General features: G+C 42.9%; 16 protein-coding genes. 8 read left to right on the top strand and 8 right to left on the bottom strand.

Annotated elements, in window-relative coordinates; all coding sequences use genetic code 11:
* Nucleotides 1–76: 76 nt before the first annotated feature.
* Nucleotides 77–304, top strand: coding sequence for a hypothetical protein (locus PI95_RS17815; RefSeq protein WP_039737338.1), 228 nt, complete (start codon nt 77–79; stop codon nt 302–304).
* A gap of 108 nt (nt 305–412) precedes the next feature.
* Here the strand turns inward: PI95_RS17815 and PI95_RS17810 are convergent, their stop codons facing one another.
* A complete protein-coding gene (locus PI95_RS17810) occupies nt 413–730 on the bottom strand; it encodes a hypothetical protein (RefSeq protein WP_039737337.1) in 318 nt (105 codons plus the stop codon).
* Nucleotides 731–2355: 1625 nt separating this feature from the next.
* Here PI95_RS17810 and hetF point away from each other — a divergent pair.
* Entirely contained in the window at nt 2356–4797 is a 2442-nt protein-coding gene (gene hetF, locus PI95_RS17805) for a cell division protein HetF (protein WP_039737336.1), read from the top strand.
* 192 nt (nt 4798–4989) lie between these two features.
* Nucleotides 4990–5595, top strand: coding sequence for a Uma2 family endonuclease (locus PI95_RS17800; protein ID WP_039737335.1), 606 nt, complete (start codon nt 4990–4992; stop codon nt 5593–5595).
* 192 nt (nt 5596–5787) lie between these two features.
* Here PI95_RS17800 and glnT read toward each other — a convergent pair whose 3' ends face one another.
* The 5 genes from glnT to PI95_RS17775 form a co-directional block, all read right to left on the bottom strand.
* On the bottom strand, nt 5788–7098 hold the full coding sequence (gene glnT, locus PI95_RS17795; protein WP_039737334.1) for a type III glutamate--ammonia ligase: 1311 nt from the start codon (nt 7096–7098) through the stop codon (nt 5788–5790).
* Nucleotides 7099–7182: 84 nt separating this feature from the next.
* Nucleotides 7183–8196 (bottom strand): alpha/beta fold hydrolase, encoded by a 1014-nt coding sequence (locus PI95_RS17790; RefSeq protein WP_039737333.1) that lies wholly within the window; start codon nt 8194–8196, stop codon nt 7183–7185.
* Nucleotides 8193–9155: a fatty acid desaturase gene (locus PI95_RS17785; RefSeq protein ID WP_039737332.1), complete on the bottom strand. Its 963-nt coding sequence runs from the start codon at nt 9153–9155 to the stop codon at nt 8193–8195. Before PI95_RS17785 ends, PI95_RS17790 begins: the two co-directional genes overlap by 4 nt.
* 87 nt (nt 9156–9242) lie before the next feature.
* Nucleotides 9243–9383 (bottom strand): type II toxin-antitoxin system HicA family toxin, encoded by a 141-nt coding sequence (locus tag PI95_RS17780; protein WP_163518977.1) that lies wholly within the window; start codon nt 9381–9383, stop codon nt 9243–9245.
* Nucleotides 9380–9610: a type II toxin-antitoxin system HicB family antitoxin gene (locus tag PI95_RS17775; protein WP_039737331.1), complete on the bottom strand. Its 231-nt coding sequence runs from the start codon at nt 9608–9610 to the stop codon at nt 9380–9382. The genes PI95_RS17780 and PI95_RS17775 overlap by 4 nt, the downstream gene beginning before the upstream one ends.
* Before the next feature lie 110 nt (nt 9611–9720).
* Between PI95_RS17775 and PI95_RS17770 the strand changes: the two genes are divergently transcribed.
* Entirely contained in the window at nt 9721–10545 is an 825-nt protein-coding gene (locus tag PI95_RS17770) for an NAD-dependent epimerase/dehydratase family protein (protein ID WP_039737330.1), read from the top strand.
* An 80-nt stretch (nt 10546–10625) separates the two neighbouring features.
* On the opposite strand, the gene PI95_RS17765 is transcribed toward PI95_RS17770, so the two are convergent.
* A complete protein-coding gene (locus tag PI95_RS17765) occupies nt 10626–11432 on the bottom strand; it encodes a type 1 glutamine amidotransferase (protein ID WP_039737329.1) in 807 nt (268 codons plus the stop codon).
* 391 nt (nt 11433–11823) lie between these two features.
* On the opposite strand from PI95_RS17765, the gene PI95_RS17760 reads away from it, so the two are divergent.
* Complete coding sequence (locus PI95_RS17760) at nt 11824–12225, top strand: hypothetical protein (protein WP_039737328.1); 402 nt, start codon at nt 11824–11826, stop codon at nt 12223–12225.
* A 133-nt stretch (nt 12226–12358) separates the two neighbouring features.
* Here the strand turns inward: PI95_RS17760 and PI95_RS17755 are convergent, their stop codons facing one another.
* Nucleotides 12359–13696 carry a MurT ligase domain-containing protein gene (locus PI95_RS17755; protein ID WP_039737327.1) on the bottom strand — a complete coding sequence of 446 codons (1338 nt, stop codon included), beginning with the start codon at nt 13694–13696 and terminating at the stop codon, nt 12359–12361.
* A 296-nt stretch (nt 13697–13992) separates the two neighbouring features.
* Between PI95_RS17755 and PI95_RS17750 the strand changes: the two genes are divergently transcribed.
* The 3 genes from PI95_RS17750 (at nt 13993) to fabG (ending at nt 16428) form a co-directional block, all read left to right on the top strand.
* A complete protein-coding gene (locus PI95_RS17750; protein WP_039737326.1) occupies nt 13993–14580 on the top strand; it encodes a thylakoid membrane photosystem I accumulation factor in 588 nt (195 codons plus the stop codon).
* A 356-nt stretch (nt 14581–14936) separates the two neighbouring features.
* Nucleotides 14937–15545 carry a hypothetical protein gene (locus PI95_RS17745; protein WP_039737325.1) on the top strand — a complete coding sequence of 203 codons (609 nt, stop codon included), beginning with the start codon at nt 14937–14939 and terminating at the stop codon, nt 15543–15545.
* 115 nt (nt 15546–15660) lie between these two features.
* Nucleotides 15661–16428 (top strand): 3-oxoacyl-[acyl-carrier-protein] reductase, encoded by a 768-nt coding sequence (fabG, locus tag PI95_RS17740; RefSeq protein WP_039737324.1) that lies wholly within the window; start codon nt 15661–15663, stop codon nt 16426–16428.
* Nucleotides 16429–16534: the final 106 nt, after the last annotated feature.

Genomic DNA, 16534 nt, shown 5'->3' with positions numbered 1-16534 from the left:
CCTAACTCCCCCACTCCCCCACTCCCCCACTCCCCCATTCCCCATTCCCCACTCCCCATTTAGGACTTAGAATCATATGAGCATTACAGTTACAGGTACTATCCAACACCGTGATATTGGCACAGGCGCTTGGGCGCTAGTTACAGACGATGGCGTTACCTACGAAATCCTTAGGGGTGCTGACAAAAACTTACTTAAAGCCGGACAAAAAGCAAAAGTCACAGGAAAGGTGCGCGAAGATGTCATGACCATTGCCATGATTGGTCAGGTTTTAGAAGTAAAATCTTTTGAAGTGACGAAATAGATTTAATATCATATCCGGCAGATGACAAATATTGTAGAGACGTTCTGGTGGAACGTCTCTATTAATTTTGATGGGTTTAGTATCTAGATATAAGCGTTGAAACGCTTACTACTTTTCTTCAGAATTCAAAACTGCTTGCAGACGACTTCTAAATTCACCTTTGGGATGACCACCTTTAACCTCGCCCAAAATCTGAAATTCTCCTTCTGGTGAATCACAGACAATGTAGGTGGGCCATCCCATTTCTGATTTATCGGGATATTGATTTAGCAAAATCTTGCGATACTTGCGGTAAGTAGCTGTGTCTTGCATTTTTACATCTATAAATTGCAAACCTAGTTCTTCTGCCACCTTTTGGTCATAAAAAGACATCTTGTGGCAGATGCCGCAGTCTTCTGAAGAGAATTTAATTACAGCTAATTGCATGGACTTGCTTAAGATTTTGGCATACCTAAGGGAATTTTAGCATGTAGCAAATCCATAAAAAACCCCCTAGCAGGTATAAACCAACTAGGGGAGTGAGTTATCAGGGTGCATCTACCAATTACTTGTTCTCAAGTTATACACAGTCCTCCGGATAAAATTGTGTATAAAGTTGTTATTTGTCATAAAAAACCCCCAGTGGTGTAAGCCAACTAGGGGGTGAGTTATCAGGGTGCATCTACCAATTACTTGTTCCTAGAGAAACCAGTATGCTCCGGAAAAAATTGAGGAAACTGTTGAGGAATGTTTTCCTCCTCCACTCAGTGTATTGCTAAAGATACAAAAATCCCCCAGTGGTATAAACCAACTAGGGGAGTGAGTTATCAGGGTGCATCTACCAATTAATTGTTCAAAGAGAAACCAGTACACTCCGGATAAAATTGAGGAACTTTTAAAAAAAGCACGTAGTAAGCGATTCATCGCTTCAAACAAGCGATGAATCGCTTACTACGAGTAGAGACGTTTCACCGCAACGTCTTTACGTTTTTCCTTGTAAAATTTGCGTTGTTGGCTGTTCTATTGATTAAAGAAGTGAAAAATCTGTGCGCGTAAAGTATTACTAAGAAATATTTCTATCGCCACTAAGTTGACAACTTGAAAATAATGTTAATTAAGATACCAAAGAAAAAATCCCCCAGCGGGTGGCAACCAACCAGGGGGGTGAGTTATCAGGGTGCATCTACCAATTAACTGTTCTTAGAGAAAGCAGTATGTTCCGGATAAAATTAAGAACATCAACTCAGTTTGTGCTGCTACCAAGTATCTAGTATCAACATCGGTTTTAACAAATGTGTCAAAAAGACAAAAATCCCCCAGTAAGCGTAAGCCAACTAGGGGAGTGAGTTATCAGGGTGCATCTACCAATTAGTTGTTCTATAGCTAACTAACATCATCCGGATAGTATATGTCTAAGATGTGATTATTTTTATAAAATAAGAAAAACCACTATTGGCTTACGCCAACTAGGGAATTGAGTTATCAGGGTGCATCTACTAATTAAATGTTCTAAAATTAACTATAAGCATCAGAATAATTTTACTGGTATGAAAATATATTTTTGTTTGATTAAACACAAAAATTCCCCAGTGGTGTAAGCCAACTAGGGAAGTGAGTTATTAGGGTGCATCTACCAATTATTTGTTCTCGGTTTAACAATCATGCTCCGGATAAATTCAGAAAATCGGAGATGAAAAGTATGTGTAAAACAAAACTTTATTTGGTGGTAGTTCCGGGTATACTTAGTAAATAAGATAAATTTAGACGCCATTATCACAGCTAAATTTAGTCTGTTAAAAATTGTTGCGCTCATGGTTAGGCATAAAAAACCCCCGACTTGGGTGTAAAGCCAACCGGGGGAATTGAAGATCAAGGTGCATCTACCAATAAAGTGTTCTGGGCGGAATGATTGCAATCCGGATAAAGTTGTAAACAGGGGAGCAGGTGCAAAACAACTTAAATCAGAAACATTGAGTGTCAAGATGCATCTAAGGTATCAGAAGAAGCGAAACAAAAGAGCGTGAAAATGAACAGCGTTTCAAACCAGATTTAGGAGGCAAACAGGAGAAGTTGTGACCCAGGAATTTCATATTTCCGTAACCCCAGTAGGGCAAAATGACTACTTGGTGCGGACGGAACAAGTCGCGCCTGGGGTGCCATTGGCAGAAGAATTAGTAACTTGGCCTGTAGCTGATTGGTTGACGGCTGCGGGGCATTTGATGAATGATCCGTTGAAGTCGGTGTTGCAAGGAGATGCGATCGCTCTTAATGTCAACTTGGTGGCTTTGGGTCAACAATTTTATAACGCACTGTTTCAAGGCACTCTCAGAGATAGTTGGATTACGGCGCAGGGTATTGCCCAGCATCAGCAAGAGGTATTGCGCCTGCGGTTAGGACTAAAAGATATCAGATTAGCGCGTTTGCCTTGGGAAGTGATGCACGCAGGCGATCGCCCTTTGGCAACAGGACCTTATATTGCTTTTTCTCGGTTTCAAACCGGAATTCATCTGCCATCTCGCCTGCTATCAACAAATATACCAACACCTTTAGAAGAAGGTGGTATCAAAGTATTAATGGCGATCGCTTCTCCTACAGATTTAGTTCGTCTGGATTTACTCAAACTAGAAGCAGTCAAACTGCAAGCTGAACTTCACCGTCAGTCACCACGCTTTTCGGAAACTGGCAATTATCTCCCAGAAATCGAACTTACCCTATTAGAGCAACCAGGGCGCGAAGAATTAACGCAAGCTTTAGAACAAGGACGATATCACGTTCTTCACTACTCCGGTCATAGTAACTTAGGACCCAACGGCGGCGAAATTTATCTTGTAAATAACAGAACTGGTTTAACAGAAACTCTCAGCGGCGACGATTTGGCAGGCTTGCTAGTTAACAATAACATTCAAATGGCAGTGTTTAACTCGTGTTTGGGGGCATACACTGCTACCTCCGATCCGGCTGCTGATACGGGGGAACGCAACTTAGCAGAAAGCTTGGTGAAACGCGGTATCAGAAGCGTTTTGGCAATGTCAGAACGCATTCCCGATGAAGTAGCGCTGACACTGACACAATTATTTTACCGCAACTTGAGTCAGGGATATCCTGTAGATTTGTGCGTCAGTCGAGTGCGCCAAGGCTTAATTTCTGCTTATGGTTCTCTTCAGATGTACTGGGCATTACCAATTTTATATCTCGATCCGAAATTTAACGGTAATTTAACACCGGAAATTACTTTAGGCGAAAATGTCGAGTCCTTTGGTGAGTACAATTCTCGGTTGATGGGAACTTCAATCTACTCTGGTAGTGCTGTTGATATGTCCATGCCTTTACCAATGGAGGATATGATACCTTCTGGCTTGGACTGGCTAGGTGAAGATACTTGGGGCGATTTGGTTGATGAAATTGAGTATGATGACTCAAGCTATGAAGAAGATTCGGCGATCGTTTCTGATTTGTTTCGGCAAATTGATAATCAAAACGCAGCAAACGAGCAACCTTATGTCACTGCCGAATTGATACCAAAGCCTCAAGAAGATAATATCTTGGGAAGACCGATTCCTGGAGATATGAGTCTAAATAGCGAAACTCCGATGTGGGGAGATTGGGATAATGCAAATAACCCGCCTTCTTCAGCTCGCCAAAAAGTGGAAACACCAGCTACACGTCGGGCAACACGCCGATTGTGGGCGATTGCTGGCGTTGCGGGAGTTGGTGCGATCGCACTAGCGATCGGTTTAAGTTCGTTGTGGCAACGACAATTTCCCAACTTTTCCGAGCTACCAGAAATTCCAAACCAGTCTCAACCAATTCCAAATAATACCCCAGAAATCGACTTAAAGACATCTCCCACAGGAATCGTCACCGCTACCGCTACTCAGAAATTAGTTCAGGGTGACTTGCAAGGTGGGCTACAAGCTGTCGAAGAACTACTCAGCCCAGCGCGGAATGCACTTTTGGCTGCACAAGCTGCCCTCGATTTGATTCCGTCATCGCAAGCTAACGATCCGGCAGTTAATTTTCTTAAAGGACGAGTAGCGTGGCAAGCTATGCAAACTGGTGACAAAAAATACAGCGTTGATGATGCCCGCCGTTATTGGGAAACTGCTGTGAAAGCCAAACCAGACTCGCTTTTGTATACAAACGCTTTAGGATTTGCTTACTACGCAGAAGGCAATATGAATAAAGCTAATGATTCTTGGTTCAAAGCCTTGAATTTGGCTCTCAAACAGCAAAATCCCTCTGGTTATACGCCAACAGCAGCAACTCCGCGGGTAGCGACACCGGAGGCTTTGACTTCCTATGCCGGATTAGCTTTAGGTTTGTATAAATCTGCACATAATCAGCCAGAGAATAAGCGATCGCAATATATGACTGAAGCCGTCAAGCTGCGACAATTGGTGGTAAAAGATGACCCGGTAAATTTTTTACCAAATAAATTAGGTAATAATTGGCTGTGGACAGAGAAGGCTATCCAAGATTGGCGATCGCTTTTACAAGTTAAAGGTGAAGGGTAATATTAAGTTTGAGTTACGAGTTGTAGAGACGTTCCACCGGAACGTCTGTACGAGCAAGCGCGGTAGAGACGTTCCACACTCCCACGTCTGTACGAGAGTTTCCCTATCTCCTAGTCCCCAATCCTAAGCCTTCTATTTTCAAGTTAGGATTTTAAGCAAGCCAGAATTAAACGCTTTTGGGGCTTATATATCATGCAAGTTACTGAAAAGCAATACTATTCGCCAGAGGAATATTTAGCACGAGAAGACGCTGCTGACTACAAAAGCGAATACATCGATGGTGAAATTATTCCTATGGCAGGTGGATCTACCAATCATAATCAAATAGCACTGAACTTCAGTACTGAGCTAAATTCTGCTTTCAAAACCCAGGACTACGAAGTTTTTATGAGTGATGTGCGTCTGTGGATACCTTCTAGACGCATCTACACTTATCCTAATGTGATGATAGTCGCGGGAGAACTAGAGTATTTTAATAACCGTACAGATACGATTACAAATCCGAGAGTAATTATAGAGGTGCTGTCAGATTCAACTCAGGGGTATGACAAAAAAGGAAAGTTTGAGTTTTACCGCACGATACCTTCTTTTGAAGAATATTTGTTGATTGACCAAACTAAAATTTATGTAGAACAGTTTTCTAAGACAGCGAATAAGCGTTGGTCATTTCGTGAATATGACGTTGAAGATGAAGCGATCGCTTTAGCATCTGTACAATTTGAAATTTCTCTTATCCATGTGTACAACAAGGTGAAGTTTGCAGCGGTAGCATCGGGTGAATCAGCCGACGCAACGTAGTTTTTTCAGATAAGCTGAGATTTTGTAGAGTGCGATCGCCTAATTCTAGAAGCTTAACCATTAATTGCGAGAATTAAGACGATCCGCTAGAAAAGTTTATTGGTGCATTTAGCACCCAATTGTTCCAATACCTGAAGCGCTTGTTGTGGGCTTTTCAAGAGCGCTGCTTTGTTCTTACATAAGCGTTAGTTGCTAGCAATCTAAAGTATTTTCCAATTCCCAAGGGGTGATGCAACTACTGTAGTTATTCCACTCCTGATGTTTCAATTTTAAATAAGCTGCCACAAAGCGCTCTCCCAAAGCTTGGGGTAGAACTGTGTTTGCTTTTAAGCTGCGTAAAGCATCCAATAAATTTGACGGTAACTGTTTTACGCGATCGCTTGGAAGTGGATCTGTATAGCTGTTGTTGTCATAACGGGGTCCTGGATCGCGCTTGTTAGCAATTCCATCGAGTCCCGCAGCGATGAGTGCTGCTGGTAGTAGGTAGGGATTAGCCGCACCATCAGCGAGACGAAACTCGAAGCGGTCAACATCAGGAATGCGGATTGCGTGAGTGCGGTTATTGCCGCTATAAGTAATAGTACTGGGTGCCCAAGTTGCCCCTGAAGTTGTAACGGGAGCGTTGATTCGTTTGTAGGAATTGACAGTGGGATTTGAAAAAGCACACAGTGCCTCGGCAGAATGCAACACGCCCGCAATGAACTGGTAAGCTAGAGGTGAAAGTCCTAATTCTCCCTGCTCGTCGCGGAAGAGATTTGTGCTAAGAGCTGTGTCCCAGACAGAGAGGTGAGTGTGGCAGCCATTACCAGTCAAATGAGGAAAAGGTTTGGGCATAAAGGTAGCACGCAACCCATGCTTTTCGGCGATCGCTTTCACCATATATTTGAAGAAAGCATGACGATCTGCGGTGACGAGGGCATCTGCGTACATCCAATTCATCTCAAACTGACCGTTTGCGTCCTCATGGTCGTTTTGGTAAGCGCCCCAATCGAGTGTTAACATACCATTACAGATTTCCCGAATTAGCTCATAGCCGCGCATCAAGGCTTGTTGATCGTAGCAGGGTTTAGAAGAGCGATCGCGCAGGTCCCAAATACTATTCCCATCTGGTGAAAGCAGAAAATACTCACACTCCACTCCCGTGCGGATGCTATAACCCAGTTTTTTGGCTTGGTTGAGAACGCGCTTGAGTACGAGCCTGGGAGCCTGCTCCACAGGTTGACTGTTCATAGTATAGAGATCCGCAGGCATCCAAGCAACATCCGGCTGCCAGGGTAATTGAAACAAACTAGCAGAATCGGGTATTGCTAAGATATCCGGATCGGCTGGGGTCATATCTAGCCAAGTTGCAAATCCGGCAAATCCTGCACCATTGGCTGCCATAGCATCAATGCTTTCGGCAGGCACAAGTTTTGACCGCTGCACCCCGAACAAATCGGTGAACGAAATTAGAAAATAACGGATACCCTTGGAGCGGGCAATTTCAGAAAGTCGGTTGGTCATAATTGTACACAATAACCAACTAGATAGTATATAATAACCAGGGATTCTCATCCCATCCAATTCAAACCTACACAATCCTTAGTTTCAATCTTCCAGTAATTCTCGAATCGCAGTGCGGATGAAAACTTCATCTTCCGGATTTTCGTAGGGGTTCCCTGCTTTGTGTCCCCAGATTGAAGGAATCGGCAGATACTTTGCCTTAGGAATCAAAGCAGCCTCGGCAGCACAATCTTCTGGCGGAAAATATAAATCTGTGGTAGCAGGCATTACCAAGGTCTTCGCGGAAATTGCAGCTAGAGCGCCTCTATAATCATCTTGATAAATAGAGTTATCGCTAATATCACAGTGCAGCCAGGTATCAATCATTGCCAGCAAATTGTGCGGGTCTCGCTTTTTGTAGTTGGATTCCCATCCGCGCAGCAAGTAGTCTGACAAGGATGTATAACCGAGTTGGTAGTAAATGCCCTCGCGGTAAAACGCTTGGGAAGCAGCCCAACTCGCATAAATCCGCGCAAAAGCTTTCAATCCACGCTCTGGGACAGCTTCAAAGAAGAAGCCATTCCAAGCGGGGTCTGCTGTCAGTGCTGTTCGCAGACTTAGGAGAAAAATACGATTGTGATCAGTGGTACGAGCCGTGCCGCACAGCGCGGCAATCCTCGCGACGCGATCGCTCCTCAATGCCCCCCAGTGATACGCCTGCTGTGCGCCCATTGACCAGCCATAAATCAGCGCTAAACGTTCAATTCCAAATACTTCCCGCAACAGTTGTTCTTGAGCGCGAACATTATCTACATGACTAAACCAAAAGCCTTGTTCGCTTAGTTCACAGTCTTTGCAGTTGCTGGGCGAACTTGACAGTCCATTACCAAACATATTGGGAATGATAATGAACCAGCGACTGGGGTCAAGAATACTATCGGGACGAATTAGCCAGTCAATATCGTAATGTTGCGCTCCGTAAGAAGTTGGGTAGAGGATGGCATTGCTGCGATCGCTCGCAAGTTCGCCGTAGGTTTGGTACACTAGTTGCGCTTCTCTTAGAACCGCGCCACACTGTAGCTGAAAGTTCTCTAACCTTAGACAACCAAGAGTCGTCATGGCTCTAATTGTCCCAATTTACCTATAATATCGCGGTTGACTTTGATGTATCCCGGATCGACGTGGGTAAAGTGTGAACTCAACTGTTGATGGGCTTTAGGCAGTGCGTGGAAAGGGAGTGACGGGTATAAATGATGCTCGGCATGAAATGGCATATTCCACATGAGCAAGCGCACAGGTAGAAGTGTCAGCGTTGTGCGTGTATTTGTGGTAAGATTATTGTCTAAAGTACAACCTGTATGCTCTGCCAGTAAAATGAAGCGCAGAATTGGCTGACCAACCATCAGCGGCAGTAGCCAATAAAGGAAAAACCAAGGTTGACCGCATATTAGAGAAACTGCGATCGCTCCTGCATAAACACCTAAGTGCAAACGAGTTGAGCGAATAACTTGCGATCGCGCCGATAAAGGAATAAACGGACAATCGTCAAGTAAACCGAATGCAACCCGAAAATGTCCGTTAATATGAGCATACCACCAAGGCAAGCCACTTATCACCAGTAGGTATTCAGCCCAATTTTTCGGCGTTATTTCGGTTAGTTCTGGGTCTTTACCCGGAATGCGGCTATAAAGATGATGCCACTTGTGAAAGTAACGAAAATAAGTACTGTTGTAATACGAAAGCAGTCCGGCAAACCAACCGACAATATCATTCAAGCGATTGTTGGCAAAAGCTGTTCTGTGAACGGCTTCATGCATTGGTGCAAACATTGCAGCAATACTAAACCCATAGATGAAAAGTGCTGGTATTGCCACCCACCAATTACCAAAATTCGAGGCATATAAATAGCCACTGCATCCAGTAATTGCCAGATGCACACCAAGTTGTACCATGCCTAAATAGTTAGACCGTTCGTTCAAAACATTTATTTCTTGCCTAGAGAGAATTCGATGTTGGCTTTGTTTAGTAGCGTCGGTAGGTGTTAGTGGTTTAGGCTGGGTAGCTTCATCACAAGGCATGGTTTAAACTCCACATCGCAAAGAAGTGCATTTTCTCCTATTATTAAACAAATGAATCGCCCTATTGTTCTGTAACACGGTTTAATCTCAGCTACAAGTGCAATGGTCGTTGTACTGTTCTTCACGAACTAAAATGATGTGACTCCCACGCTGACGATCTACAACAAAGCCGATTTTTTTCAGTGCTTTGACACACTCTGCACCTGAAATAACAGGCAATTTACTCATACCAGTACGATCTCAACTGTATCGTCGGGTACGGGTTCACCTCGATCTTGAAGAACTTCAATGTAAAGAGTAATCGCTTCACAGATGTTTGCCACAGCCTCTTGACGAGTTTTTCCCTGGCTAATGCAACCGGGTAAACTCGGCACTTCGACAACAAAATAGCCGTCTTCGCCAGGGTACAGCAGTACTTTGCGCTTTGGTTTGGCTTGAGGCTTTGCCACAGTCATTACTTGATTACTTAGTTACTTTATCTGGATGCTAACACTTTAGTCGAATGAGTTATCAGCAGCGATCGCCCTTGATTAGGATAATAAGTTATCCCTAGAAATTCTAACTCATGAAAGTGTTAGTCACCGGAAATCAAGGCATGATTGGTTCAGTTATAGAAGCCACCTTAAAAAGTGAAGGATTTGAGGTGATTGGCTTTGACTTAGCAAATGGTGACGATATCCGCAACTTAGATTCAGTGCGCGATGCAGCAAGTGGATGTGATTTCATTGTGCATCTTGCAGCTTTGCTGGGTTACAGCGATGAGACTGCTGAAGATATCATGGACACTAATCTTCTTGGTACTTGGCACGTACTTTTGGCAGCAGCCGAGGCAAAAGTTAAGCGTATCATCTTCTTTAGCAGCGTTGACGTTTTAGGCATTTTTAAGGGTGAGAGAACCCCAGACTATCTCCCACTTGACGATAACCACCCCTGTTATCCGAAGACTACTTACGGCATTTCAAAATATCTTGCTGAAGAAATGTGCCGATTATTTACCAATAGTACTGGTATATCAACGATCTGCCTTAGACCGCCAGGTGTATTCAACGAAGACGTTTACAAGTATATTCGATCGCGTCGTCAAGCTGAACCAGAATTTGAGTGGAAGCCGTTTTGGGAGTACGGGGCATTTATCGATGTCCGCGACTTGGCAAACGCTACAATATGTGCGCTAAAATGTCCCAATCCTGGACATGTTGCACTGTTACTGTGCGCTGATGACATTTCATCGGCACAGAAAACAAGCCGGGAATTAGCAAGTTCTCTATTACCTGGCGTTAGTTGGCGAGGAGGTTTAGAATTTGATCGTGCCCCTTATAAAGCACTTATCGATACTACTCAAGCACAACAAATTCTTGGCTGGATACCACGTTACCATTGGCGTGCTTAGGAAAGTTAGGAATTAAACGCACCAGAGACGCAAAGGTTATCGCAGAGGGACGCAGAGAAATACTCCTGTGCGTATTTCATTTAGTGTTGTAGTGCGTTCGTTTGTGGATTGACTTTCAACCGCTTAAACATTGCTTCTCGCGCTTGCATTGCCAAAGTATCATCTAAAGGCTTCAAAGAAATCGGTTGTTGATATTTTAGCCGCAACGCTGTTTGAATTAACCAATCTGCGACAAAGGGATTTTTTGGTAACAAGGGACCGTGGGAATAAGTGGCGATCGCATTTTGATAAAATGCTCCTTCTGTCCCATCTTCACCATTATTACCCAAACCGTACACTACTTTTCCCAAAGCTTCCACCTTACCCAGCTTAGTGCGTCCGCCGTGATTTTCAAAGCCAACTAAATAGGCTTTACCACCCGTCATCTCTTCCAAATCCCGCGCCAAACGATTTGCTGTAACTTCTATCACCAAGTTCCCAATACAGCGCTTAGTATTTTCACCAGGATGTACCGAAACTAAATCAAGTATTCTCAAACCTTCAATCCGCTGTCCCAAACCTGGTTCATAATAATGTCCCAACAATTGCGGTGAACCACAAGTAAACACTCCCGGAGTACCATTTTCGATTTTCTCGCGCATTGCGCCCGCTTTCGCACCTTGCAAATCGCGCATGACAATTTCTTGCTGACGGTCTTGTGCGCCACCACCAACAATCAAATCTACAGACTTTATATCATCTGCGGTAGCGTTCTGATCCAGGGGTAAGACCCTCACATTATATCCCCGCCATTGGGCGCGGCGTTGTATGGTGATAACGTTACCGCGATCGCCATAAGTACTCATCAACGTCGGATATAACCAACCTATTGTTAATTCAAAACTCATAAATCCTCTCTTAACTAATAATTCATAACTTTCTTTTTCTAACTATGGTCGGCTAATCCGGTGCATATAAGCGAGATGGTGAAGTAATTTCGGTTTGGGTAAGCATATCGTGAATTTGTCCTCAATGGTGTATTTGCTACTAAAAAAATTGCCATCATCAGGTAAATCGGTTGGTGTAAATTTTATTTTGATTGAACTGTTGCCGAATAAATTCACATTTAAAATACTTACTTTTTAATTTATTTTTGTATTTGAAGTCACAGTTTTTCTAGTTTGACAACGTGTCGTTTTTAAATTTGAAAATATATAACATTATTGGTAGAATTATGGGCATTAAGCCGTAAGATTACAGGGTGCATTCGGTTGATTTAAACACCGTCAAAATTACCATATGGATTGTAAAACGGCTACTTTGGTCTACCAAACTGAGAACCATCTCGAAAAAATTAGGGAAATATTTCCCGAAGCTTGGAAATTTTTAGAGGAAGTATCTTTTGCGTATGTTCAAGGCACATATGACAAGTTTGACTCCGATATTAGAAATTTGGTAGGTGAAAAACCTTTCAAATTTAGAATGGTTCACCGCGATGATAGAGACCAACTCACAAAAGACCTTTCCGACTTATTAGGAGATATTACATCGCGTTTACTACTAGAAAAGCATTTTTCGCAAGTAGTTGGTCAGCAAGTATTTTTCAGCACAATTTGTTGTAACAGTCACTTGACAACCGACCACGAATTAACTTTGGAAGAAGTTCTACCTTTACAACGTGCAGCTGTGAAGTTGCAATAATTGGGTAATGGGGAATTGGTAATAGGGAATTGGTAATAGGGAATTGGTAATTGCTAATAGAAAACTGGGAATGAGAAAAGTTATTACCCATTACCCATTACCCATTACCCATTACCCATTACCCATTACCAAATTATCTAATCTTCCTACCCGTCAATGCTTCTCGCACATCTAGCATGGCTGTATAAGTAGGTAAGATATGTAAAGTTTCGTTAAGTGGCGTGCGTTCTAAAGCAGTATTGATAGCTTGACGCAAATTTTCTTGCACAATCAGATTAAAATTGCTTTGGGGAGAAGATTCGCTGTAGCGAAGACGCAACGCCATATCATAAGCGCGATCGCCACTAACTACCAAAGTACCTCCACGTTCTACCAATTTCTCTGTATCGACATCCCAAATCCAAGAAACATCTTCGCCATCTTGAATTTTATCATTCAACACCAGCAAAGTTGTTGTATCACTGCTTTGAGTTACTACTCTAATAGTTTCATTTGTGCCTACAGGATTTTTTGATAACAGAATTCTGACATTTTTGCCATTAATTTTTAATTCTTCGGCACGACCAAAAGCAGCTTGAAAATTAGGAATTGCATCGCGGATAATTACTTCATCAACACCTAATTCTTTAGCCGCAGTAGCAGCAGCTAGAGTATTATATTTGTTATACAACCCGACGAGAATTTGCTGCCATTCGCTGCTATCAAGCGTCGGTTGACTTCTACTAAAGCCGCAACTAGGACAGGAATATTCACCCATATGGGATAAATAAACTCCTTTGTAGTTTAAAGCATGTCCGCATTTGGGACAATAAATAGAATCAACAGCATGGGGAATTGCTTCGAGATAGTTTTCTGGTTCATTCAAACCGAAGAATGAGACTTTTTGCTGAGATAATTGCTGACCAAGATAACAGATGGTTGGATCGTCAGCGTTAGCGACGACGATAGTTTGAGAAGGTAAAGTAGCGATCGCTTTCGTCCAACGCTTACTAATAGTATCAACTTCCCCATATCTGTCAAGTTGGTCGCGGAACAAATTTAAACAAAGAATCAGCTTTGGTTGAATTGGTGCCAAAACAAGAGGCACAATATTCTCATCCACTTCTAAAATGGCGTAATCAACATCCAGCTTACCTAGCAAGTTGGAGTTTTCCATCAACGCCGTCATCAAGCCATTTTCCAGGTTTGCACCTGTAGAATTATGCGCTACGCGGTAGCCTTGACGTTGCAGTATCTCACATAAAAGTAGCGATGTTGTAGTTTTCCCGTTAGTACCAGCAATTAAAATTACACCGTTTTTAACTTGCTGACTCAATAACTGCAATAATTGAGGTTCAATGCGACGAGCAATTGAGCCTGGTAATACACTAGCAGCACCCAGACGAAGCGATCGCACTCCAAAAGTTACACTTTTCGCTACCGACACCGCAAAGCCTAGTCTCAGTCTATCTATAAATTTAATTTTTCCCACATCTGTATCCTAATTTTCTCGCGGTTACTAGCTTATAGCCACAAGGGGACAAGGGGGCAGGGGGCAGGGGGCAGGGGGAGTTTGTCTCCTCGTCTCCCTTGTCTCCTTGTCTCCTTTGTCTCCTTGTCTCCTTGTCTCCCCATCTCCCCCCCCCTCCCCCTCTCCCCTCATCCCCCCTCCAAGCGTTATCTTAAAACTTGGTACTTCGGCGTAATTATATATCCGGCTTAATTCGCTTTATTCAGTACAAACTCACGCAGTAGCCGAACAAAATTGAGGTTAAAAGGTTTCTTTTGATGACTGGTATAAAGTTAAATTTTTCACCCAAAATTATTTTTTCCTGGTGGCATTTTTTCTCTAAATGCCTGTTGCTGATAGCTTGCCTGTTCATCATTGGGATTCAGTCAGCATTTGCAAGTATCAATAATGATACGTATGATGGCAATATTTTTGTAGTCTATGCTGGCAATGGTTCACTGGTTCCTCCAAAACAGACCCTCGCACAAACTTTAGCAGAACATAAACCCGCAGTATTAGCGTTTTATGTGGAGGACAGCAGCGATTGCAAGCAATATGCCCTTATAGTTTCACGAATACAAGAATTCTATGGTCGCGCCGCAGAGATTATACCTGTAAGTGTGGATTCTATCTTACCCAAAGAAACTTATGCTACCACAGAACCAGGTTATTACTACTCTGGGGCTGTTCCCCAAATCGTGGTGTTTAATCAGTCGGGTAATGTAGTTTTGAATAAAAACGGTCAAGTGCGGTATGAAGAAATAGACGATAGGTTGCGCGAAGTGTTTGATTTATTACCTCGTGATAAATCAGTAGAATTAAAACGGCGTTCCTTCAACGAGTTAAATAGTGAAATAACTGAATAACTTATGGGGCAGACTTAATTCGTCTGTCCTAATTTTTTTGTGAAATCAGATACGACATAGTAGTTGAAATCAGGGGATAATATCTAAATATTCCTTCTGGAATAATGAGGCAATAAGCACAAAATCAATAACTAGGGACTGGGGATTGGGGAATGGGTAATGGGTAATGGGCTTTTTTAATTTGGGTCAAAGGTTAAAGGGTAAAGGGAAAAGGAAGAAAAGAAGTTTTTCTTACCCTTTCCCCTTTCCCCTTCCTCCTGCCCAATTCCCAATTCCCAATTCCCAATTCTCAATTACCAATTCCCAATTCCCAATTTTCAATTCCCAATTACCAATGACTAATAGAGTGTGTTCTTATGTCAAAGGTTTATACTACCGAGGAACTAATCCAAATTTTACGTTCTGAACGCCAAGCCTGTCTCAAGGGTGAGCGTTTAAAGTTAGAGGTCACTGTCTCTGGCAATCCTTTAATTGACCAGTTTATCAAAAGTGATGGGCTACAAAAATTCACGGCATATGAAGATTTTAAAGCCGCCATTCACGACTATCAAAAAAAATATGAAGTTTCCGGAATTGTCTGGCGCAAGGTAACTATTAAAACTAAAATTTTGCGATATCCAGAAGTAGATTCTCAATTAATTGCTTTACCCGGCGATGTGGAAATATTAAAAAATGCTAAAAGTTCTCTTTTGAATTTTTGGGATGAAGTAACAGATGAAATGGATTTATACTTGAGTTTTAATAATAGCAAACAATACCAAAACATTCTCAAAGCTGATGTAGAGAGAATTGCTCAAAGAACAGAATGGGCAAGTTTATGTGTGTTTGAAAATTCTAACTTTTTGGAAATAATTTTGCAGTTGGGATGGGGTAAACCAGAAGAAGCCAGTTATAAACGAGGAAGACCCCATTCTGGTAGTGAGTACATTCACGCAGTCAATCCGGGTAATCGTCCGATTGGTTAACTTGTAGTAAGCACTTAAGTGCTTACTACGAATTTAAATTACATTTGCTGTCAGTCCCAGGCACGAATCGCCATAAGATAATTAGCGCGGAGATTCAAAAAATGAGGACTATTTTATGGAAATTTTGCCAGAAAATTTGCGTTCTTTGCGGGGACAGGTGGCAATTGTAACAGGTGCTTCACGGGGAATTGGACGAGCGATCGCACTCGAATTAGCAACACAAGGAGCTTATATAATTGTCAATTATGCCAGTTCTAGTCGCGCTGCTGAGGCGCTAGTAGAAGAAATTACAACAGCGGGAGGTCAAGCTTTAGCACTACAAGCTGATGTTTCCCAAGCTGAACAAGTAGACGCACTATTTAATAGCGTCATGGAAAAATGCGATCGCATTGATATCTTAGTCAACAACGCAGGTATCACCCGCGACACATTACTTTTGCGAATGAAGCCGGAAGACTGGCAAGCTGTAATAGACCTAAACTTAACGGGTGTATTTTTATGTACACGCGCCGCCAGTAAAATCATGCTCAAGAAACGTTCCGGGCGCATCATCAACATTACCTCTGTTGCCGGACAAATGGGCAACCCCGGACAAGCAAACTATAGCGCCGCTAAAGCAGGCGTTATCGGCTTTACGAAAACCGTCGCCAAAGAACTTGCATCTCGCGGCATCACCGTCAACGCCGTCGCACCAGGTTTCATCGCCACCGACATGACCAGCAAACTCAGCAATACTGAAGAAATTCTTAAATTTATTCCTCTAAATCGCTACGGTCAACCCGAAGAAGTCGCCGGTATGGTGCGCTTCCTCGCCGCCGATCCCGCTGCTGCTTACATCACCGGGCAAGTTTTCAACGTCGATGGCGGAATGGTTATGGCGTGATTGAAGAAGAGGGGGCAGGGGAGCCAGTGCGGTCTTGGGGTTTCCCCAAGTGGAGCATCTGGCGTGGCAGGGGAGCCAGTGCGGTCTTGGGGTTTCCCCAAGTGGA

Origin of the sequence: Hassallia byssoidea VB512170, assembly GCF_000817785.2 — a bacterium.
Lineage (GTDB): Bacteria > Cyanobacteriota > Cyanobacteriia > Cyanobacteriales > Nostocaceae > Hassallia > Hassallia carrinoi.
This window is presented reverse-complemented; position numbering and strand designations above follow the sequence as displayed.